17 protein-coding genes and 3 tRNA genes are annotated in these 21,277 nt (G+C 71.2%); 10 read left to right on the top strand and 10 right to left on the bottom strand.

Going from position 1 to position 21,277, the window contains the following annotated elements:
- Positions 1 to 20 precede the first annotated feature (20 nt).
- On the top strand, positions 21 to 932 hold the full coding sequence (locus AB0P24_RS06890) for an SDR family NAD(P)-dependent oxidoreductase (RefSeq protein ID WP_365791160.1): 912 nt from the start codon (positions 21 to 23) through the stop codon (positions 930 to 932).
- A 124-nt stretch (positions 933 to 1,056) separates the two neighbouring features.
- Here the strand turns inward: AB0P24_RS06890 and AB0P24_RS06895 are convergent, their stop codons facing one another.
- Both AB0P24_RS06895 and AB0P24_RS06900 read right to left on the bottom strand, forming a co-directional pair.
- Positions 1,057 to 1,719, bottom strand: a complete 663-nt coding sequence (locus AB0P24_RS06895; protein ID WP_365791161.1) for a YceI family protein — start codon at positions 1,717 to 1,719, stop codon at positions 1,057 to 1,059.
- 321 nt (positions 1,720 to 2,040) lie between these two features.
- The gene (locus AB0P24_RS06900) at positions 2,041 to 3,684 is read right to left on the bottom strand and encodes a M4 family metallopeptidase (RefSeq protein ID WP_365791162.1); all 1,644 of its coding nucleotides are present in this window, start codon (positions 3,682 to 3,684) and stop codon (positions 2,041 to 2,043) included.
- 138 nt (positions 3,685 to 3,822) lie between these two features.
- Between AB0P24_RS06900 and AB0P24_RS06905 the strand changes: the two genes are divergently transcribed.
- Positions 3,823 to 4,257 (top strand): gamma-glutamylcyclotransferase family protein, encoded by a 435-nt coding sequence (locus AB0P24_RS06905; RefSeq protein ID WP_365791163.1) that lies wholly within the window; start codon positions 3,823 to 3,825, stop codon positions 4,255 to 4,257.
- A gap of 484 nt (positions 4,258 to 4,741) precedes the next feature.
- Here AB0P24_RS06905 and AB0P24_RS06910 read toward each other — a convergent pair whose 3' ends face one another.
- Positions 4,742 to 5,431 (bottom strand): ElyC/SanA/YdcF family protein, encoded by a 690-nt coding sequence (locus AB0P24_RS06910; protein ID WP_365791164.1) that lies wholly within the window; start codon positions 5,429 to 5,431, stop codon positions 4,742 to 4,744.
- Positions 5,432 to 5,595: 164 nt separating this feature from the next.
- Between AB0P24_RS06910 and AB0P24_RS06915 the strand changes: the two genes are divergently transcribed.
- The 5 genes from AB0P24_RS06915 (at position 5,596) to AB0P24_RS06935 (ending at position 12,666) form a co-directional block, all read left to right on the top strand.
- Entirely contained in the window at positions 5,596 to 6,330 is a 735-nt protein-coding gene (locus AB0P24_RS06915) for a sirohydrochlorin chelatase (protein WP_365791165.1), read from the top strand.
- Positions 6,331 to 6,539: 209 nt separating this feature from the next.
- The gene (locus AB0P24_RS06920; RefSeq protein ID WP_365791166.1) at positions 6,540 to 7,823 is read left to right on the top strand and encodes a deoxyguanosinetriphosphate triphosphohydrolase; all 1,284 of its coding nucleotides are present in this window, start codon (positions 6,540 to 6,542) and stop codon (positions 7,821 to 7,823) included.
- Positions 7,824 to 7,970: 147 nt separating this feature from the next.
- Positions 7,971 to 9,236 carry an FAD-dependent oxidoreductase gene (locus AB0P24_RS06925; RefSeq protein WP_365791167.1) on the top strand — a complete coding sequence of 422 codons (1,266 nt, stop codon included), beginning with the start codon at positions 7,971 to 7,973 and terminating at the stop codon, positions 9,234 to 9,236.
- A gap of 150 nt (positions 9,237 to 9,386) precedes the next feature.
- Entirely contained in the window at positions 9,387 to 11,303 is a 1,917-nt protein-coding gene (gene dnaG / locus AB0P24_RS06930) for a DNA primase (protein ID WP_365791168.1), read from the top strand.
- A 103-nt stretch (positions 11,304 to 11,406) separates the two neighbouring features.
- Positions 11,407 to 12,666, top strand: a complete 1,260-nt coding sequence (locus AB0P24_RS06935; RefSeq protein ID WP_365791169.1) for an RNA polymerase sigma factor — start codon at positions 11,407 to 11,409, stop codon at positions 12,664 to 12,666.
- A gap of 208 nt (positions 12,667 to 12,874) precedes the next feature.
- Here the strand turns inward: AB0P24_RS06935 and AB0P24_RS06940 are convergent, their stop codons facing one another.
- The 4 genes from AB0P24_RS06940 to AB0P24_RS06955 form a co-directional block, all read right to left on the bottom strand.
- Positions 12,875 to 14,803: an ABC transporter ATP-binding protein gene (locus tag AB0P24_RS06940; RefSeq protein WP_365791170.1), complete on the bottom strand. Its 1,929-nt coding sequence runs from the start codon at positions 14,801 to 14,803 to the stop codon at positions 12,875 to 12,877.
- Complete coding sequence (locus AB0P24_RS06945) at positions 14,803 to 16,536, bottom strand: ABC transporter ATP-binding protein (RefSeq protein WP_365791171.1); 1,734 nt, start codon at positions 16,534 to 16,536, stop codon at positions 14,803 to 14,805. Before AB0P24_RS06945 ends, AB0P24_RS06940 begins: the two co-directional genes overlap by 1 nt.
- Before the next feature lie 173 nt (positions 16,537 to 16,709).
- On the bottom strand, positions 16,710 to 18,164 hold the full coding sequence (locus AB0P24_RS06950; protein WP_365791172.1) for an FGGY family carbohydrate kinase: 1,455 nt from the start codon (positions 18,162 to 18,164) through the stop codon (positions 16,710 to 16,712).
- A 177-nt stretch (positions 18,165 to 18,341) separates the two neighbouring features.
- Positions 18,342 to 18,647, bottom strand: a complete 306-nt coding sequence (locus AB0P24_RS06955) for a YtxH domain-containing protein (RefSeq protein ID WP_234536836.1) — start codon at positions 18,645 to 18,647, stop codon at positions 18,342 to 18,344.
- A gap of 134 nt (positions 18,648 to 18,781) precedes the next feature.
- On the opposite strand from AB0P24_RS06955, the gene AB0P24_RS06960 reads away from it, so the two are divergent.
- The 3 genes from AB0P24_RS06960 to AB0P24_RS06970 all read left to right on the top strand — a co-directional run bounded on the left by AB0P24_RS06960 (position 18,782) and on the right by AB0P24_RS06970 (position 19,184).
- Positions 18,782 to 18,854, top strand: a tRNA-Asn gene (locus AB0P24_RS06960).
- 5 nt (positions 18,855 to 18,859) lie between these two features.
- A tRNA-Asn gene (locus tag AB0P24_RS06965) sits at positions 18,860 to 18,932 on the top strand.
- 178 nt (positions 18,933 to 19,110) lie between these two features.
- A tRNA-Ile gene (locus tag AB0P24_RS06970) sits at positions 19,111 to 19,184 on the top strand.
- 218 nt (positions 19,185 to 19,402) lie between these two features.
- On the opposite strand, the gene AB0P24_RS06975 is transcribed toward AB0P24_RS06970, so the two are convergent.
- From AB0P24_RS06975 to AB0P24_RS06985, 3 genes are all read right to left on the bottom strand, one after another.
- The gene (locus tag AB0P24_RS06975) at positions 19,403 to 20,209 is read right to left on the bottom strand and encodes a phosphotransferase (protein WP_365791173.1); all 807 of its coding nucleotides are present in this window, start codon (positions 20,207 to 20,209) and stop codon (positions 19,403 to 19,405) included.
- An 87-nt stretch (positions 20,210 to 20,296) separates the two neighbouring features.
- Positions 20,297 to 20,770, bottom strand: a complete 474-nt coding sequence (locus AB0P24_RS06980; RefSeq protein WP_365791174.1) for a hypothetical protein — start codon at positions 20,768 to 20,770, stop codon at positions 20,297 to 20,299.
- Positions 20,771 to 20,868: 98 nt separating this feature from the next.
- Positions 20,869 to 21,261, bottom strand: a complete 393-nt coding sequence (locus AB0P24_RS06985; protein WP_365791175.1) for a DUF6415 family natural product biosynthesis protein — start codon at positions 21,259 to 21,261, stop codon at positions 20,869 to 20,871.
- Between the last annotated feature and the right edge of the window lie 16 nt (positions 21,262 to 21,277).

A 21,277-nucleotide genomic window follows, 5' to 3' on the forward strand; every position in this document is an offset into this window, starting at 1 on the left:
CCAGAAGGGCCCATCACCACATGACCACCCAGCCTCGCAAGGCATGGATCATCACCGGCCCCACGTCCGGCATCGGCCACCGCACCGCCCTGGAAATGGCGCCGCACGGCACCCTCGTCCTGGTCGGCCGCAGCCCGGCCAGGCTCAAGAACGTCGAGAAGGAGATCAACGCCCTGCCCGCAGGGCACGCCCTCCCCGTCGTCTGCGACTTCTCCGACCCGGCCGACGTGCGGCGTGCCGCCGAGGAGATCGCTGCCCTCGGCCTGCCGATCGCCGGGCTGCTCAACAACGCCGGCATCATGTCCACCGCGACGAGCACCACCGCCCAGGGATGGGATCTGGCGTTCACCACCAACCATCTCGGCCCGTTCGCCTTCACCGAGGCCCTGATCCCGCACCTGCCCGACGGCGCGAACGTCGTCTTCACCTGCTCGGCCGTCGAAGACCCCGAACGCAAGCCCGCCGTCGCCGCCGGATTCCGTGGCGCCCGCTATCTCTCCGCCGAAGACTGCCTGCACGGCCGCTGGATGCCCGGCGGCTCGGCCAAGCCCGGCTACGACGCGTACGCCACCTCCAAGCAGGCCAACCTCGCCACCGTCCTCGCTTTCGCCCGCGAGACCCCCCGCCTGCGGTTCAACGCCGTCGAACCCGGCTTCAGCCCCGGCACCGGTCTCGGCCGCGACGCCAACCCGGTCCTGAAGCTGCTCGCGACCTACCTCCTCGGTCCACTGGCGCCGCTCATGCCGGGCGGCAGCACACCCAAGCGCGCCGCCCGCATGATCACCGGCGTGCTCACCGACACCTCGAACCGCACCGGCGTCTACCACGACGAGAAGGGCAACCCCATGCTCGGCTCCACCCAGGTGCGCGACAGTGCCTTCCAGGACCGCGTCGTCGCCGAGACCCGCGCCCTGCTCAAGCAACTGTCCTGATCTCCGCCCCCCGAGGCTGCTCCGTCAGCCCGCTCGCCGACGTGCTCCTCGGCGCTCCGCGACACGGCGAACTCCGTTCTGCGGCCGTACTCGGAAGGCGTCTCCGTGGAGAGCGTGGGGTGCCTCAGTCTCTCTCCGGCGCCGTCCGGATCGCCGCGATGTCGAACTGCAGCCGCACCGTCTCGCTCACCATCGCGCCGCCCTCCGCCAGGCGGGAGTTGTAGGACAGGCCCCAGTCCATGCGGTTGATGGTGGTGGTGCCGTCGAAGCCGGCGCGCTGGTAGCCGAAGGGGTCGGTGACGTTGCCTATGTAGGTGAGTTCCAGGTCCACCGGGCGTGTCGTGCTCTTGATGGTCAGGTCGCCGGTCATGACGTAGACATCCGGCGCTTTCAGGCGCACCGCCGTGCTCCGGAAACGCATGTGCGGGTGGGCCGCGGCGTCCAGGAAGTCGCGGCCGACCAGGTGGGCGTCCCGCTGTTCCACGCCCGTGTCGACGCTGCCCGTGGACAGCACGATCTCCGCCTGCGAGCGGGACGGGTCGCGGCCGTCGAAGTAGAGGCGGCTCTTGTAGTCGGTGAAGGCCCCGCGGACCGTCGTCACCATCGCGTGCCGGACCGAGAAGCCGATTCTGCTGTGCGCCGGATCGATGATCCACTCGCCGGTGAGGGCGGCGAGGGCCGGGTCGAGGAGGGTGGGCGCGGAGGTGGGGGAGGAGGGTGCCTGCGGGGGGCGGGACGGGGCCGTGGGGGTGCGCCGGGAGGTGTGGGGGCGGCTGAACAAGTTCATGCTTTATCTAGTTAGTGCACGCGGGAAAATGCCGCAAGGGCATGTCAGGACAACGGAGTTGTGGAATTCGGCGGACCGTCACGGAAATCGCACATCTCCGTCATGGAATCTGCGCGGGGTGCCGGATGAATGCCCAGGCCGTCCCCGGGTGTCCTCGGCTGTCCTCGGCTGTTCCTTGAATTCCGTGTATTCGCCGTATTCGTCGTATTCACCGAATACGGCGTATCCGTCGTATTCACCATGGTCCGGGATGGGGTGCGGCCGCCCCGGTTCGTACGCCGGGAAACCGGGGCGGCCGCCCTCATGTGTCCGAGCCGTCGCTCAGTTCACATTCACCGCGCTCCACGCCGCCGCCACCGCGTTGTACTCCGTGCTGCCCGCGCCGTACAGGTCCTTCGCGGCGTTGAGGGTCGCCGTGCGGGCGCCCGCGTAGTTCGTCGAGGACGTCATGTAGACGGTCAGCGCGCGGTACCAGATCGCGCCCAGCTTGTCGCGGCCGATGCCGGTGACCGTCGAGCCGTTGTACGTCGGTGAGTTGTAGCTCACGCCGTTGATGGTCTTGGCGCCGCTGCCCTCCGCGAGGAGGTACGCGAAGTGGTTCGCGACGCCGGACGAGTAGTGGACGTCCAGATTGCCCACCGACGAACTCCAGTAGTCCGCCGAACTCCCGTCCTTCGACGGCTGGTCCATGAACCGCAGTGCCGTCTTTCCGAAGCCGGAGCGGACGATCTCCTCGCCGATCAGGTAGTCACCCGGGTCGGAGGAGTTGTTCGCGTACCACTCCACCAGCGTGCCGAGGATGTCGGAGGTCGCCTCGTTCAGGCCGCCGGACTCGCCCGAGTAGGTCAGCGCGGCCGTCTTGGAGGTGACCCCGTGCGTCATCTCGTGGCCCGCCACGTCCAGCGCCACCAGCGGGCCGAAGGTCGTCCCGTCCCCGTCGCCGTACGTCATGCAGAAGCAGCTGTCGTCCCAGAAGGCGTTGTTGTAGCTGTTGCCGTAGTGGACGCGGTTGTACGAGCCCTTGCCGTCGCCGGCGATGCCGTTGCGGCCGTGGACGTTCTTGTAGTAGTCCCAGGTCTCGTTGGTGCCGTACTGGGCGTCGACGGCCGCCGAGGAGCGGTCCGAAGTGGCGCCGGTGCCCCAGTGGTTGTCGGCGTCCGTGAAGACCGTGTTCGGCGCCCGGCTGATGCAGATGCCGAAGATGCACAGGTCGGTCTTGTTGGCCGCGTCCCCGGTGAACGTGTTGCCGCGCGTCGGGTCCGTGAGGTTGTACGTCGAACCGGAGAGGGTCGTCTCCAGCGGGACCGTGCCGCTGTACAGCGACTTGCCGTCGCCGGTCGCCGTCTCGATGCTGTCCCAGGCGTCGATCTGGGCGCCGCTGCGGGCGTCCGTCAGCACCGTGCGGGCGACCGGGTTGCCGAGCGAGTCCTTGCCGACGGCGTTGGTGCGCCAGGCCAGCTTCGGGGCGCCGTGCAGGGCGTCGACGACCAGCTCCGGCTTGGCCCGGACCTGCTTCAGCGCGTCGCCGAGGTTCGCCGCCCGCAGCGCGTTCACCGCGAGGTCGGCGGCCTTCGGGGCGGAGACGTTCGGGACGGTCGAGGCGAGGGATATCCTGCTCCGGGTCGCCCGGTCGGCGCCGCGGTACGCGCCGTCCGCCTTGAGATGGACGACGAAGTCGCCGCCCAGGACCGGGAGGTCGCGGTAGGTGCGGTCGTAACGGACGTGCTGGGTACCGTTCTTGTCCACGATCACGTCACGGACCGAGGTGCCCTCGGCGGACGTGAGGCCCAGGGCGGTGGCGTGCTGGACGAGCGCCTGCGCCGCGTTCTCGATCGCGGTGGCCCGGGTCGGTCTCGTGTCGGCGTGGGCGGCGGGGGAGAGGGCGGCGGCCAGCAGGGTCGCGGTGGTGACGGCGACGCCGGCCGTGGCGAGACGGGAGGCTCGGGTGTTCCGTGTCCGGCTCATCGGTCTCCTTGGAGATGCGCCTCGAAGGCGTGGGGGTGGCGCTGATGACGACAGAGATTTAAGTGGGCATGACATGTCATGTCCATAGCGCCTCCATGGAGATGTGTGTGGAGGCGGCGGGGGTGCAGAATCCTTCCTGTGATCCCCCGGAACCCCCATCACCTCCCGTTCTTCGTCTACGGCACGCTCCGCCCCGGCGAGGTCAACCACGACGCGTACCTGCGGGGGCGGACGGAGACCGGGGAACCCGGCCGCCTCGACGGGGCGGTGCTCTACGACGGGCCCGGCTATCCCTACGCCGTCGAGGAGCCCGGGGCGGCGGCGGTCCGCGGCGAACTCGTCACCGCGCGCCCCGAGTCGTACGACCGGCTCCTCCTGGAACTCGACGAACTGGAGGAGTGCGTGCCCGAGGACCCGGCGAGCCTGTACGTACGCGTCGCGCGAAACGTCGTACGGCTGCGGGACGGGGTGGCCGTCCGGGCCTGGGTGTACGTCGCCGGGCCCGCCGTGGCCGAGAAGCTGCGCGTCGACGGGCGGCGCGTCCCCGGCGGCGACTGGCAGGCCCACCGCTGACCGAGGGGAGGGGCCGGAGGCCTCGACGCCCTCGCGGGCAGGGGCGGACAGAGCCGTCACGGGAGCGGGCGGGCGCCGAGGCGGTCTCCACGGCACCCAGCGTGCTTCCGGCGTGTCACGCCCCGTGCCGGACCCGTGTTGCACGGCCGAAACGGTCGACTCCCCGCGCAATCCCCGCCATCGTGAGAACCGATACCGGCCCGCCGCTCGTCGTCACCGGGCCGACGCCCGTCGCCACCCGGCCCGAGCGGGACTGATGGGCGGCCGGTCCGCCGCCGCCCCGGTGGCACGGCACCCCGCGGGTGGCTCGTTCCCCGCCCCCGTTGGCCGGTCTCACCCCGTTGAGTCCCGAGGCGGCCCGACCACAGCCGTCGTCTGCCACCGCCGCCCCGCCGCCCCGCCGGGCGGATCATGCCGCGGACGCGGGGTGCGGCACGCCCTCTCCCGGGAACGAGCTCGCGCCGGAGGGACCCCACGACCCCGCTCACCTCGGCTGACGCGGCGCCGCGGCCAGGGCCCTGGCCACCCCTGGTTCCTTCTTGCCCAGGAACCGGGGGTTCGGCTCGAAGACCACGTCGAGGGCCGCCTTGCCCGCCGCGAAGACCTCCCGCGTGCCCCCGTAGTACCAGGTCACGTCGTGTTTGGCGTCGACCCCGACCCCGTAGGACGCCACGCCCGCCGCCTCGCACAGCGCCACCGCCCGCCGGATGTGGAACTCCTGGCTGATCAGCACGGCCCGATCCACGCCGAAGATCTTCTTCGCGCGGACGCAGGAGTCCCAGGTGTCGAAGCCGGCGTAGTCGCTGACGACGCGCCCGGCGGGGACGCCGTGCTCGGTCAGGTAGGTGCGCATGGCGTCCGGCTCGTCGTAGTCCTCGCGGCTGTTGTCGCCGGTGACGAGGACCACCTTGATGCGGCCCTCCTTGTACAGCGTCGCCGCCGCGTTCAGGCGGTTCGCGAGGTACGGCGACGGCTCCCCGTCCCACAGGCCCGCGCCGAAGACGACCGCGACGTCGGTGCGCGGCACGTCCGCCAGGGTGCGCAGCCGGCCGGCCGTCGAGACGTACAGCCAGGTGGCCGGCAGCAGCGCCAGCACGCATCCGGCCATCACGCCCTGCACCAGGCGCCGCCGGCCGGCACGGGTCCGCGGCAGTCGCGGTCGGCGGATACGCATACGCTTCTTCCCCCCTCGTTCTCCCCGTGGGCTTCGACCATGGAGGACGCGGCACGGGCCGGTCCGGTTCGCTCACAGCGGGCGGGCGCGTGCCGTGAAGCGCCGGAAAACACTCGTGACGGTCAGGCAACGGGTGCGCAATCTCGCCCGGCGAGGATCCTCGCATGACGGTGACCGACCTCTCCCCGCGCCCCGGCCCGCCCGCCCTGGTCCTGGTGGCCCACGGCAGCCGCGACCCGCGCGCGCTCAGCACCGTGCGGGCGCTCATGGACCGGGTGCGCGCACTGCGCCCCGGCCTGCCCGTGCGCCTCGGTCACATCGAGCTGAACGAGCCGCTGCTCCCCGACACCCTCGCCGCCCTCGGGCACGCCGAGGCCGTCCTCGTCCCGCTCCTCCTCAGCCGCGGCTACCACGTCAAGCAGGACATCCCCGAGATGGCGGCCGCCGCCACCGCCCGCACCCGCGTCGCCGCCCCGCTGGGCCCGCACCCTCTCCTGGCCGACACCCTGCACGCCCGGCTGCTGGAGGCGGGCTGGCGCCCGAGGCCCGCCAGCGCCGTGGTCCTGGCGGCGGCCGGCTCCCGCGACCCCGACGCCGCGGCCGACACCCACCGCATGGCCCAGCTCCTGGCCGGCCGCCTGGGCGTCCCGGTCCTCCCGGCGTACGCGTCCGCGGCGGCGCCGACGGTCCAGGAGGCGATCACCGCCCTGCGCGCGAAGGGCCGCCGCCACATCGCCGTCGCCTCCTACTTCACGGCCCCCGGCCGCTTCGCCACCGAGTGCGCGGCGAACGCCCCGTGGATCGCGTCGGCCCCCCTGGGCGCCCACGACGCGATGGCCGAGCTGATCCTCCACCGATACGAGCGGGCACTGGGAACGCCGGTGACCGCGGCCGCCTAGGGGTGCGTGGTTCGCCGCGGGTGCTTTGTACTTGATCGCGCAGTTCCCCGCGCCCCCGAGAAGGTGGGTCCACTCAGCCGGCCCAGAAGGGGCGCGGGGAACTGCGCGACAAGCCCCCACGCACCCGCACCCGCGAACGCAACCCAGCCCGGCAGATCAGTAGGCGTACCAAACACCCATTTGTCACTACCGCCCCGTACTGTCGAACCATGGCAGTCCCCGCACCCGCCGCACCCTCTTCGGCCTACGACCCGGCGTCAGCCGACCGCTGGGCCCCCGAACCCGACAAACGTCCCGGCCGCACCGCCTTCCAGCGCGACCGCGCCCGCATCCTGCACTCCGCGGCCCTCAGAAGGCTCGCCGGCAAGACCCAGGTCGTCGCCCCCGGCACCTCCGCCCAGGCATGGGACGCCAGCCCCCGCACCCGCCTCACCCACTCCCTGGAATGCGCCCAGGTCGGCCGGGAGTTGGGCGCGGCCCTCGGCTGCGACCCCGACCTCGTGGAGGCCGCCTGCCTCTCCCACGACCTCGGCCACCCGCCCTTCGGCCACAACGGCGAACAGGCGCTGAACGAGTTCGCGGACGACTGCGGCGGTTTCGAGGGCAACGCCCAGTCCCTGCGGCTCCTCACCCGCATCGAACCCAAGCGGTTCACCCCCGAGGGCTCCGTCGGCCTCAACCTCACCCGCGCCGCGCTCGACGCCGCCACCAAGTACCCGTGGCCGCGCGGCGCGCACCCCACCGACCCGGCCTCGCCCAAGTTCGGTGTGTACGAGGACGACCGGCCGGTCTTCGACTGGGTCCGCAAGGAGGCGCCCGGCACCCGCACCTGCTTCGAGGCCCAGGTCATGGACTGGTCCGACGACGTCGCCTACTCCGTGCACGACGTCGAGGACGGCCTGCACGCCGGTCACGTCGACCCCGGCTGCCTGCGCGCGGAGCCGGAACGGCAGGAGGTGTACGCCGTCGCCGTCCGGCTGTACGTGCCCGCCGGCACCGACCCCGCCGAACTCGCCGCCGCCCTCGACCGGCTCCAGGCCGAGGAGTGGTGGCCGCACCGCTACGACGGCACCGCGGTCGCCCAGGCCCGCCTCAAGGACGCCACCAGCCAGCTCATCGGCCGGTTCTGCCTGGCCGCGGAGGGCGCCACCCGCGAGGCGTACGGCACCGGCCGGCTCACCCGCTACGGCGCCGAACTGGTCGTACCGCGCGAGGCCCGGATGGAGTGCGCGGTGCTCAAGGCGATCGCGCACCGTTACGTCATGCAGCGCGCCGAGCAGGAGCGGCTCCGGGCCGATCAGCGCGTCGTCGTCGCCGAACTCGCCGAGGCGCTCACCGCCCGCGCGCCCGACGGACTCGACCCGCAGTTCCGGACGCTGTTCGAGGCGGCCGGTGACGACCACGCCCGCAAGCGGGTGATCGTCGATCAGATCGCGTCGCTCACCGACGCGTCCGCGCGGTCGTTGCACGCGCGGCTGACGGGACGTATGTGAACACTTTGTGACTCTGTGTGGCCTGATCGGGTCATGATCGAGTCAGTGGGGGTCACTCCCCCTTCCCGCATCACGTTGCGTGCGGGAGGCTCACAGTGCGGCGCATGTGGGCGGCATATGTGGCGGCACCTTACGAGGAGGCATCAAGTGGTCGACGCGGACCAGACATTCGTCATCGTCGGAGGCGGACTCGCCGGCGCCAAGGCGGCCGAGACGCTCCGAGCCGAGGGCTTCAGCGGCCGGGTGATACTGATCTGCGACGAACGCGACCACCCGTACGAGCGGCCGCCGCTCTCCAAGGGATACCTGCTCGGCAAGGCGGAACGCGACAGCGTCTTCGTGCACGAGCCGGCCTGGTACGCGCAGCACGACATCGAACTCCACCTCGGCCAGACCGTGGACCGCATCGACCGTGCCGCGAAGACCGTCCGGTTCGGTGACGACGGCACGCTGGTGCGCTACGACAAGCTGCTGCTCGCCACCGGAGCGGAGCCCCGCCGCCTCGACATCCCCGGCACCGACCTGGCCGGCGTCCACCACCTGCGCCGCCTCGCGCACGCCGAGCGGCTCAAGGGCGTCCTCGCCGCGCTCGGCCGGGACAACGGGCACCTCGTCATCGCGGGCGCCGGCTGGATCGGCCTGGAGGTCGCGGCGGCGGCGCGGACGTACGGCGCCGAGGTGACCGTCATCGAGCACGGGCCGACCCCGCTGCACAGCGTGCTCGGGCCCGAACTGGGCAACGTCTTCGCCCAGCTGCACAAGGAGCACGGGGTCCGGTTCCGCTTCGGGGTGCGGCTCACCGAGATCGTCGGTCAGGACGGCATGGTGCTCGCCGCGCGCACCGACGACGGCGAGGAGCACCCGGCGCACGACGTGCTCGCGGCGATCGGCGCGGCGCCGCGGGTCGGGCTGGCCGAGGCGGCGGGGCTGGAGCTGGCCGACCGGGCGCACGGCGGGGGCGTCGTCGTCGACGAACGGCTGCGGACGTCCGACCCGGACATCTACGCGGCCGGCGACGTGGCCGCGTTCCCGCACGCGCTGTTCGACACGAGGCTCCGCGTGGAGCACTGGGCCAACGCGCTGAACGGCGGTCCGGCGGCGGCCCGCTCGATGCTGGGGCAGGACGTCACGTACGACCGGGTGCCGTACTTCTTCACCGACCAGTACGACCTGGGCATGGAGTACAGCGGGTGGGCGCCGCCGGGGTCGTACGACCAGGTGGTGATCCGGGGGGACGCGGGGAAGCGGGAGTTCATCGCGTTCTGGGTGAAGGAGGGAAGGGTGCTGGCCGGGATGAACGTGAACGTGTGGGATGTCACAGAGCCGATCCAGAGGCTGATCACGTCGCGGGCCGTGGTGGACACCGACGCCCTGGCGGATCCTCATGTGCCGTTGGAGAGCCTGGGCGCCTGAGGGGGTGCCGCTTTCGTCGTCGGGCGGGTGCGGGCCGTACGGGTCTGGTCGCGCCCGCGCGGCGGAGCCGCATATCGGACACCGTCCCGCGCCCCTGGAGGGGCGCTCCAGCTCGCCGGAGTTGTCACCGCGCCCCCGTAGAATTCACCCGTGGCTGGACGGATCAATGACGAGGATGTGAAGGCGGTACGGGACGCGGTCCCGATCGACGCCGTCGTGTCCGAGTACCTCCAGTTGCGCAACGCGGGCGGCGGGAACCTGAAGGGCCTGTGCCCGTTCCACGACGAGAAGTCGCCGTCCTTCCAGGTCAGCCCGAGCAAGGGACTCTTCCACTGCTTCGGCTGCCAGGAGGGCGGCGACACCCTCACCTTCGTGATGAAGGTGGACCACCTCTCCTTCTCGGAGGCGGTCGAGCGGCTGGCCGCGCGCGCCGGTATCACCCTGCGTTACGAGGAGGGCGGGTACAACCCGTCCCACCAGCGCGGTGAGCGCATCCGGCTGGTCGAGGCGCACAAGATCGCCGCCGTCTGGTACGCGGAGCAGCTGGCCACCAGTCCCGAGGCCGAGACCGGCCGGGTCTTCCTCGCCGAGCGCGGCTTCGACCAGGCCGCCGCCGTCCACTTCGGCGTCGGCTACAGCCCCCAGGGCTGGGACCACCTCACCCGCTACCTGCGCGGCCAGGGCTTCACCGACAAGGAGCTGCTGCTCTCCGGACTCTCGCAGGAGGGCAGGCGCGGGCCCATCGACCGGTTCCGGGGCCGCCTCATGTGGCCGATCCGGGACATCGGCGGCGAGGTCGTCGGCTTCGGCGCCCGCAAGCTCTACGAGGCCGACAACGGGCCCAAGTACCTCAACACGCCCGACACCGCGATCTACAAGAAGTCCCAGGTCCTGTACGGCATCGACCTCGCCAAGCAGCACATCGCGAAGGCCAGCCGCGCGGTCGTGGTCGAGGGCTACACCGACGTCATGGCCTGCCACCTGGCCGGGGTGACGACCGCGATCGCCACCTGCGGCACGGCCTTCGGCGGTGAGCACATCAAGATCCTGCGGCGGTTGCTGATGGACAACGGCTCGGCCCGCGTGATCTTCACCTTCGACGGCGACGCGGCCGGGCAGAAGGCGGCCCTGCGCGCCTTCGAGGACGACCAGAAGTTCGCCGCCGAGACGTACATCGCCATCGCGCCGGACGGCATGGACCCCTGCGAGCTGCGCCTCGCGAAGGGCGACGAGGCGGTCGCCGACCTGGTCGAACCCCGGACCCCGCTCTTCGAGTTCGCGCTCCGCCAGATCGTCGCCCGCTACGACCTGGACACCCCGGCGGGCCGCGCGGCCGCCCTCGACGAGGCGGCGCCGATCGTCGCCCGGATCAAGAACAGCGGCGCCCAGCACGAGGTCGCCGTCGAACTGGCCGGCATGCTCGGCATCCTCGACACCCAGTTCGTGGTGAAGCGGGTGGCCCAGCTGGCCCGTTGGGCGCGGGAGAAGGGCGGCGGCGGCAGGGGGGCGGGCGGTCCGGCGCGCGGCCCGCAGCAGCCGTCGTACGACACCGCCGCCGCCCGTCCCGCCGTCTCCGGCCCCGCCCTCAACCTCCGCAACCCGGTCTACGCCACCGAGCGCGAACTGCTGAAGCTCGCACTCCAGCGCCCCGAGCTGGTCTCCCCGGCCTTCGACGTGTACGGCATCGACGAGTTCACCGCGGAGCCGTACGCGGCCGTCCGGCAGACCATCATGGAGGCGGGCGGCGCCGAGTACGGCGTCCAGGACCCCCAGGAGTACCTGGTCCGGGTCCGGGAGGCGGCGCCCGACGACGCCGTCCGCGCGATGGTCACGGAGCTCGCCGTCGAGGCGATCATGCGCCGCACGGTCGACGAGAACTACGCCGGCGAGCAACTCGTGACCGTCCGCCGCCGGGCCGTGGACCGCCGTATCCACGAGATCCAGATCACCCTCACCCGCCTCAGCAGCGGCGGCGACCCCGCCCAACTCGCCTCCGTGCAGAACGAGTTGTGGGTGCTCCAGCAGTACGGGCAGGCGCTGCGCGAGCACGGCGCGGCCGCCCTGTGAGCCCCGGCCGGCAGGCCGCATAACCGCGCGGTCACGGACCGGGCGCAAAAAGTCACCGCACGCCCCTCGTGGCGGTGATGTGTCTTACCCCACACTGGGGGCGGTGCCTGAGTCCTCGGAGCGCGGCCGGCCCGTCCCGGACGGGTCCCACACCCCCGCCGTTCCGCTCATCGCGTACGGGACGGACAGCGGCGAGGCCGTCGTCTCCGCCCCCGAAGTACCGCTGCCGTACCCCCCTGGCAGCGATCATCCTGGAGGTCGCCCCGTGCAGACCCAGACCCTGACCCAGACAGACAGCGGCCGTGCCGGCGTACCGCCGCAGAGCCGGGCCGTGCTGCACCCCGAGACCGAGCCGGAGGGCCCGCCCCCGGAGGAACTCGCGGCCGACGCCCCCGACCCGGAGCCCGAACCCGGACCCGAGCCGCCCGTCGCCGCCCGCGCGGACACCGGCAGCCCCTCCTCGGACCTGTTCCGCCAGTACCTGCGCGAGATCGGCCGTATCCCGCTGCTGACCGCCGCCGAGGAGGTCGAGCTCGCCCGCCGCGTCGAGGCCGGTCTGTTCGCCGAGGAGAAGCTGGGCAGCACCCCCGACCTCGACAGCGAGTTGGCGCTGGATCTGGACCGGCTGGTCGTCATGGGCCGGATGGCCAAGCGCCGCCTCATCGAGGCGAACCTGCGGCTGGTGGTGTCGGTCGCGAAGCGGTACGTCGGGCGCGGCCTGACCATGCTCGACCTGGTCCAGGAGGGAAACCTCGGCCTGATCCGCGCCGTCGAGAAGTTCGACTACGCCCGCGGCTACAAGTTCTCCACGTACGCGACCTGGTGGATCCGGCAGGCCATGTCCCGGGCCCTCGCCGACCAGGCCCGCACCATCCGCGTCCCCGTGCACGTGGTGGAGCTGATCAACCGGGTCGTCCGCGTCCAGCGCCGGATGCTCCAGGAGCGGGGCTACGAGCCGACGCCCGACGAGGTCGCCGCGCACCTGGATCTGGCGCCGGAGCGGGTGGGGGAGGTGCTGCGGCTGGCACAGGAGCCGGTGTCCCTGCACGCCCCGGTGGGCGAGGAGGACGACGTCGCCCTCGGCGACCTCATCGAGGACGGCGACGCGGCGAGCCCGGTCGAGTCGGCGGCGTTCCTGCTGCTGCGGGAGCACCTGGAGGCGGTGCTGTCGACGCTCGGGGAGCGGGAGCGGAAGGTCGTCCAGCTGCGGTACGGCCTGGCCGACGGGCGGCCTCGGACGCTGGAGGAGATAGGGCGGATCTTCGGGGTGACGCGGGAGCGGATCCGGCAGATCGAGTCCAAGACCTTGAACAAGCTGCGGGATCACGCGTTCGCGGATCAGCTGAGGGGTTATCTGGACTGACGCCGGGTGCGGGTGCGTGGGGGTTGCTCGCGCAGTTCCCCGCGCCCCTGACGGGGCGCCGTAGCCGCCGCTTCTTCCCAGCTGCGGGCAGCCGTGCCTCCCCCGCGCGAGCGAAGCCGAGCGTGGGGGAGGGTGGGCGCGGCGGCACCCGGCAAGCGCCGGTGAGCCTCCCCACCCGTGCCCAGCCCCCCAGCGGCCGGTGCCGGACTCAGTCCACCTCAGCCACCGCCTGAGCGAACTGCGCCTTGTACAGCCGTGCGTACGCCCCGTCCGCCGCCAGCAGCTCCGTGTGCGCGCCCTGTTCCACGATCGAGCCGTTCTCCATCACCAGGATGGTGTCGGCGTCGCGGATCGTGGACAGCCGGTGCGCGATCACGAACGACGTGCGCCCGTCGGCCAGTTTGGCCATCGCCTTCTGGATCAGCACCTCGGTACGGGTGTCGACCGACGACGTCGCCTCGTCGAGGACCAGGATCGTCGGGTCGGACAGGAACGCCCGCGCGATGGTGATGAGCTGCTTCTCGCCCGCGCTGACGCCCGTGCCCTCGTCGTCGATGACGGTGTCGTAACCGTCGGGCAGGGTCCGGATGAACCGGTCGGCATGGGCCGCCCGCGCCGCCTCCTCGATCTCGCCCCGGGTGACCTCGCGCGCGGAGCCGTACGCGATGTTGTCCGCGATCGAGCCGCCGAACAGCCAGGTGTCCTGGAGCACCATGCCGATCCCGGCGCGGAGTTCGTCCCGGGACGTGCGGGTGATGTCGACGCCGTCGAGGGTGATCCGGCCGCCGGAGACCTCGTAGAACCGCATGAGCAGGTTGACCAGCGTGGTCTTGCCGGCGCCCGTCGGGCCGACGATCGCGACCGTGTGGCCGGGTTCCACCGTCAGGGAGAGGTCCTCGATGAGCGGCTTCTCCGGGTCGTAGCGGAAGGAGACGTGCTCCAGGGCCACCCGCCCGCGCAGTTCGGCGGGCCGCTCGCCCGGGACCGGGTCCGCCCCCTGCTCCTCCGCGTCGAGGAGTTCGAAGATCCGCTCGGCGGAGGCGACACCGGACTGCACCAGGTTGGCCATGGAGGCGACCTGGGTCAGCGGCATCGAGAACTGCCGGGAGTACTGGATGAAGGCCTGGACGTCACCGATGGACAGCGCGCCGGAGGCGACCCGCAGGCCGCCGACCACGGCCACCAGCACGTAGTTCAGGTTCGACACGAACATCATCAGCGGCTGCATCACACCGCTGTTGAACTGCGCCTTGAACCCGGCCTCGTACAGCGCCTCGTTCTGCTCGGCGAACTGCTGCGCCGACTCGTCCTGGCGGCCGAACACCTTCACCAGGGTGTGCCCGGTGTACATCTCCTCGACGTGGGCGTTCAGCTTGCCGGTGGAGCGCCACTGCTGCACGAAGTGCGGCTGCGAGCGCTTGCCGATGCGGGTGGCGACCAGGAAGGACAGCGGCACGGTGACCAGGGCCACCAGCGCCAGGAGCCAGGAGACCCAGAACATCACCGCGAGCACGCCGATGATGGTGAGCACCGAGTTGATGAGCTGGCCCATCGACTGCTGGAGCGTCTGGCCGATGTTGTCGATGTCGTTGGTGGCGCGGGAGAGCACCTCGCCGCGCTGCCGCTTGTCGAAGTAGGAGAGCGGCAGCCGGGACAGCTTCCCCTGGACGTCCTCGCGCAGCCGGTACATCGTGCGGTTGACGGACCGGTTGACGAGCCGGGTCGCCACCGCCATCAGGAGGCCGGCGGCCAGGTACGTGCACAGGGCGAAGAGCAGGACGTGTCCGACCCGGTCGAAGTCGATGCCCTTGCCCGGCGTGAAGTCGGTGCTCTTCAGCATGTCGGCGACGGTGCCCTGGCCCCGCTCGCGCATGCCCGCCAGCACCTGGTCCTTGGTGGTCCCGGCGGGCATCTGCTTGCCGATGACACCGGCGAAGACCAGGTCGGTGGCCCGGCCGAGGATCTTGGGGCCGATCACGCTGAGGGTGACGCTCGCGACCACGCAGAACAGCAGCGCGTAGATCGTGAACTGTTCGGGTTTGAACCGGGCGAGGAGCCGTTTGCCCGAGTTCTTGAAGTCCATCGAGCGCTGGTCGGGGCCGCCCCCGGCCATCATGCGTCCCATGGGCCCGGCCATCAGGCAGCCTCCGCTTCCGTCAGCTGGGAGAGCACGATCTCCCGGTAGGTGTCGTTGCCGGCCATGAGTTCGTGGTGGCGGCCGGTGCCGACGACGCGTCCCTCGTCGAGGACGACGATCCGGTCGGCGTCTCTGATGGTCGCCACCCGCTGGGCGACGATGACGACGGTCGCCTCGGCCGTCTCCTCGGCGAGCGCGGCGCGCAGGGCGGCGTCGGTCGCGTAGTCGAGGGCGGAGAAGGAGTCGTCGAAGAGGTAGATCTCCGGGCGCTGCACCAGCGTGCGGGCGATGGCGAGGCGCTGGCGCTGACCGCCGGACACGTTCGTACCGCCCTGGGCGATGGGCGCGTTCAGCCCGCCCTCCAGTGTGCTGACGAAGCCCTTGGCCTGCGCCACCTCCAGCGCGTGCCAGAGCTCCTCGTCGGTGGCGTCCGGATTGCCGTAGCGCAGGTTGGTCGCCACGGTGCCGGCGAACAGGTACGGCCTCTGCGGGACCAGCCCGACGGTCTTCGCGAGCAGCTTCGGGTCGAGCCCCGAGACGTCCTCCCCGTCCACGAGGACCCGACCGTCCGTGGCGTCGAAGAGGCGCGCCACCAGACCGAGCAGGGTGGACTTGCCGCTGCCGGTGGAGCCGATCACGGCGGTCACCTCGCCGGGCCGGGCCACCAGGTCGACGGCCTTGAGCACCGGCTCCTCGGCACCCGGATAGCAGAACCCGGCGGCGCGGATCTCCAGATGGCCGTGCCGGCGCAGCTCGGTGACCGGCGCGAGCGGCGGGACGACACTGGAGTCGGTGTCCAGGACCTCCTCGATGCGCTCGGCGCAGACCTCCGCGCGCGGCACCATCATGAACATGAACGTGGCCATCATCACGGACATCACGATCTGCATGAGATAGGCGAGGAACGCCGTCAGGTCACCGATCGCCATCTGGCCGCTGTCGATGCGGTGGGCCCCGAACCAGACCACCGCGATCGAGGAGACGTTCACCGTCGTCATGACGATCGGGAACATCAGCGCGAGCATGTTGCCGGTGGCCAGCTGCATCTCGGTCAGGTCCTTGTTGGCCTTCCCGAACCGGCCCTGCTCGTACTCGTCGCGGACGAACGCGCGGATCACCCGGTTGCCGGTGATCTGCTCGCGCAGCACCCGGTTCACGGTGTCGAGCCGCACCTGCATGGCCCGGAACAGCGGGCGCAGCCGCCGCACGATCAGGGTCACCGAGACACCGAGCACGGGTACGACGGCGACCAGCACCCCGGACAGCGGAACGTCCAGGCCGAGGGCGAGCACGATGCCGCCGACGCACATGATGGGCGCCGACGCCATCAGTGTGAACGCCATCAGGACCAGCATCTGGACCTGCTGTACGTCGTTGGTCGTACGAGTGATGAGCGAGGGTGCTCCGAAGTGACCTACCTCACGCGAGGAGAAGGACTGCACCCGGTCGAAGACCGCGGCACGCACGTCCCGGCCGAGCGCGGACGCCGTCCTGGCGCCGTAGTAGACGGCACCGACGTTGCACACCACCTGCGCGAGCGAGATGCCGATCATCAGGGCGCCGAAGGACAGGATGTAATTCGTGTCACCCTTCACGACACCGTTGTCGATGATGTGCGCGTTGAGCGTGGGCAGGTAGAGAGTGGCGCAGGTCTGCAGGAACTGCAGCAGCACCAGGATGGAGATGGGTTTCTTGTAGGGCCTGAGATAGGTCCGCAGAAGTCGTATGAGCACGCTACGTCTCTCGGAGTCGGCGGTGGGGGCGGGGTCGCTGGCCCGAAAAGGCGGGGTCGCTTGCCCTAGGCCCCTATCGTCCGACACTCCACCCGCGTTACCTCAACCGATTAACCCGACAGCGGACGCACGTGGACGTACGCGGACGCGCGCGGGCGTGCGCTTCGCAGTGGTTACGCCCTGAACGCCCCCGGATGGGTCTGCTCCCGCACCGAGATGAACTGCTGCCGCACCGCCTGCCCGACCGCCAACTCGTCCCCGGGCTCCAGCACCTGCGCCGCCGCGCCCTGCCACACCGGCGGGGTACGCGGGTCCAGCGTCCCCTGCGAGACCCCGAGCGCCCAGGCCGCCTGCCGCGCGGCCCCCATCGCCGCGTAGTCCGCCGGCTGCGGTACGACGACCTGCGCGCCGAACAGCATCGGTGCCGCCGCCTGCACGGCCGGCAGCTCCGCGGCCTTGCCCAGCAGGAAGATCCGCCGCACCTCGACACCCCGGCCGCGCAGCACGTCCAGCGCGTCGGCGAGCCCGCACAGCATGCCCTCGAAGGACGCCCGCGCCAGATGCTCGGCCCGCATCGACTCCCGGCGCAGCCCGGCCAGCGTCCCGGCGGTGTGCGGCAGGTTCGGCGTCCGCTCACCTTCCAGGTACGGCAGCATGACCAGCCCGTGCGACCCCGGCGTGGACTTCATCGCCAGGTCGGACAGGGCCTCCAGATCGGTAAGTCCGAGCAGCTCCGCGGTACCGCGCAGGGCCCGTACGGCGTTGAGGGTGGTGACGACCGGCAGGTGCATCCCGGTGGCGTCGGCGAGCGCGGTGATCATCCCGGAGGTGTCGGCGAGCGCCTCCGGATGCACGGCCATCACCGACCCCGAGGCGCCGAGGGAGACCACGGCGTCCCCGAACCCGAGCCCCAGCCCGAAGGCGGCGGCCATGGTCTCGCCGGTCCCCGCGGAGATCAGCAGCCCCTCCGGGGTCGTACCGGCCGCGTCGGACGGCCCGATCACCTCGGGCAGCATCGTCTGGTGCCCCAGGGCGAGTTCGACGAGGTCGGGCCGGTAGGCGCCGGTGGCGGCGGACCAGTACCCGGTCCCGGAGGCCCCGCCCCGGTCGGTGGTCCTCCTGACCGGGCGCCCGAGCAACTGCCACACCAGCCAGTCGTGGGCCTGCATCAGTACGGCGGTCCGCCGGGCGTTCTCCGGCTCGGTCTTCGCCAGCCAGCGCAGCTTGGTGACGGGCTGCGCGGCCTGCGGCACCGACCCCACCGCCCGCGCCCAGGCCTCCCGGCCGCCGAGGGCGTCGATGAGATCGGCGGCCGAGACCTGGGAGCGCTTGTCGCCGCCGACCATCGCCGGGCGGACGGTGTTGCCCTGGGCGTCCAGCGGAATCAGCGCGTTCTGCTGCGCGGAGACGCCGATGGCCTGCACACCCTCCAGGAGCCCGCCGCCGGCGGCCTCGCCGAGGGAGAGCAGCCAGGCCTGCGGGTCGACGTCACTGGGGCGCGCCGCGCCGTCCGGCGTGTCGACCGGGTGCGGTGCGTATCCCTGGCGGAGCACCGCGCCCGTGTCCGTGTCGCAGACCACGATGCGCGTGAAATCCGGTGAGCTGTCCAACCCGGCGACTATCCCCATGACCGAAATTCTGCCGCACGCTCCGCTGTGGTTCGGCCGACGGGCGCCATTGGGGTGAGGGCCGCCTCGGGTGCGGGGCGTCGGGGCTGGTCGCGCCCACGCGGCGGAGCCGCAACGCGACACGGCCCCGCGCGCCCGGGGGGCGCGTGTGGGCGTGGCGGAATCGGAAAGCGGGCGTCAGGTGTTGCTCGTGCCCCAGTCGTCCTCGGCCGCGCCGTTCGGACTGCGGTCGCGCAGGGAGCGGACCCGGGCCGTGACCGAGTCGGGCATACGGTCGCCGACCTTCTCGCTCACCGTGTGGAAGGCCCGGCCGGCGTAGACGCGGCCCTGCTGGGCGGCGGTCTCGGCGGTGTTGCGGACGGCCGGGTTCTGGGCGACCTGGCGGGCCGACTTCTTCAGCTGTTCGTAGCGCTCTCGTCCGGCCCGCGTGCCGAGCACGTAACCGAGAGCGAGCCCGACGACGAACGTGAGCTTGTAGCGCATGGCGGCCACCCTTCCGACGTGGGGGGAAGTACCGATTGGCGGAGCACCCCCCTGCTTGCGCTAATGTATGTGTCGCAGCGAGCGGGCGCCCCCTGGCGAATACCCAGGGAGGTACGTTCGATGCAACGAGGCATTCCTCCGTAGCTCAATTGGCAGAGCAGCCGGCTGTTAACCGGCAGGTTACTGGTTCGAGTCCAGTCGGGGGAGCTCGGTCCTCCGTAGCTCAATTGGCAGAGCAGCCGGCTGTTAACCGGCAGGTTACTGGTTCGAGTCCAGTCGGGGGAGCATGCTGAACGAGGACCCCTGGCGGGGTCCTTTTTCATGTCCGCGGGAACCGCCGTGCCTGCACCGATGTCCTCAAGGTCGTGAACGTCCGCAGAAGCCGACCAGCCGAGGCAGGAGATCGTATGAGCGGCTATGCTGCGGCAGACGGCGCGCACACTTGTACGCGACACGCCGCTATGGGGCGGTAGCTCAGCCGGTTAGAGCAGCGGACTCATAATCCGTCGGCCGTGGGTTCGAGTCCCACCCGCCCCACTTTCACGGTCCAGCGCAGGAACGTTCTCATCTGCGAGACAGCGTCAAGCCCCTTCGGTTGGAGGGGCTTTCATCGCCTCTCAAGATCGTTAGCTGGCTCGCTGCTGGCCCGAGAGCAAAGCGATCAAGACACGAAAAAGCCCCGGCCGGGTCGGCGTCTGGCCGGGGCGTCTACCTGACGACGACCACCATGGAGCGGCTTCGGTCAGCGGTAAGACCTAGCGCGGCACGACTTCACGGCATGCTGCCCATTCCCGGGCCGCAGCAATGAGCGCAGCGCGGTGAGGCAGCGGGCGCGAGCGCTCCCATTCCTCCCATGCGGCGTAGACAGTGCGTGCAAAGACGGTCACGGCCGCAGGATCCGCTGCGCGGTACGCGGGAACCTGCCGCGCGATCATCTCGGCCTGCTCGGGGGTGTGGCCGGCCGAGATGAGGCGGGGAATGGTCAGCGCGGTGTCGGCCCACGCCGGGGCAGGGCACGCGAGCGCCCAGTCCAGGAGCAGCAGGTCGCCGCGGGGGGTGACGAGCATGTTGTGCGGGGACATGTCGGTGTGCGCGAGCCCGCGGCCTTGGAGGCCGGCTGGCACGGTCTCGGGTAGGAAGTCGACCCAGCGGGAGTGCAGCGGCCGCTTGCTCACCTGGTCGGGCCACGGCGTCTGGGACACGGCGGCGAGTGTGCGCAGCAGCGGGGCGAGGTCGCGCGAGCTGGGTGACAGGTCCGGGTATCGGCCGTCCACGTACTCGTATCCGTACAGCAGCCATCCCCCGGCGTCGGCCTCGAACAGCACGCGCGGCGCGCACGGTGCGAGCTGGGTGACGCGGGCCTCGTGCCGGTACACCCACGCCTGCGGGTCGTCGTGCCGAGTGCCCTTGACGAACACCCGGCCGGCGCGAGTGTGGAGGGTGCAGGCGAGCCGCGACATGATCCCGTGCGGCGCGGTTTCGGCTGTCGTGACGGTACCGGTGTGCTTCTCGACAGCGACCCGGGTGACTGCGGGAAGGTGCTGCCATTCGATGCGGTCCACCGTGGTCTCCTGCGTCGGGTTGAGCGAAACGGGAAGGCCCCCGGCCTGGCCACAGCGTGGCACAGACCGAGGGCCGGCGAGCACCCGTCAGGAACGAGTGCCAGGGTGGTTGGGGCTGTCCGAGCAGTTCGCGTGGCACTGCGAGCAGTCGGCGAGGTCCAGCTCGGGCCAGAACTGCATGTCGATCTCGTACCCGGCGAGGGTGATCGCGTCGACGGTGCGGGCGCGGAGCGCCTTGCCGCCGCCGTGCTCCTCCGGGTCCAGGTAGCCGGGCTGGTGGTCCAGGAACCGGCCGAAGTTCTCCGTGCAGAACTCGCGGTACGCCTTGGTGTGGAGAAGGAAGGCGTGCCAGAAGTCGTCCACCAGCGGCGATGGGGAGAGCGGCCTCTCGCTGTAGTCGCAGGCGGCGAGGAAGGCGAGCATCTGACCGACGCCGCGGGCTGCCTTCTCTTCCGTCAACTCCGGGAACTTGTAGCACATGTTGGCGACGAGAGTGGCCTGCATCTCGTCGCCGATCAGGGCGCGCGCGTCCATCAGCGGGGGTTTCTGCGTGTTGGTCACGTTCCGTGCCTCCTTGGTCGGTGGTGCTTCGGACGTGGGTGGTACGGCCCGTCCCGGCTGCTCGACCTGTCCAGGGTTGGGGAGCCGGGACGGGGGTCTTAGGCCCCTGTTGTGGGGGCGCCGCCGAGGATGCGGTAGTGGTCGCACAGGGCGTTCACGGAGCGGGCGAGCTTCATCGCCACTGTCATCTGGCCGGGGCTGTTGAACCCGGGCCGCAGGCCGAGTCGCATGCGGGCCTCGCGGACGCCGGCGAGCGCGCACTCTCGGGACACGTCGCCCTTCGCGAAGCTGCCGGCCAGCCGCTCGACCTCGGGGATCATCAGCTCGATGTGGCCGCGCAGGGCCAGCCGCAGCGTGTCCAGCTCCTCGGCCTTGATCGGCTTCGCGTCGAGGGCGAGCAGCCGGTTGGCGGTGGCGCGCATCGTGGTGATGTCCGGTGGGGCCTGATCCTGCCCTTCGGCCGTGGGCGGGTGGACGGTAGCGTGCCTCATGTCGACGCTCCTCAGC

The sequence above is a fragment of the Streptomyces sp. NPDC086519 genome, assembly GCF_040686075.1.
GTDB lineage: Bacteria > Actinomycetota > Actinomycetes > Streptomycetales > Streptomycetaceae > Streptomyces > Streptomyces shenzhenensis.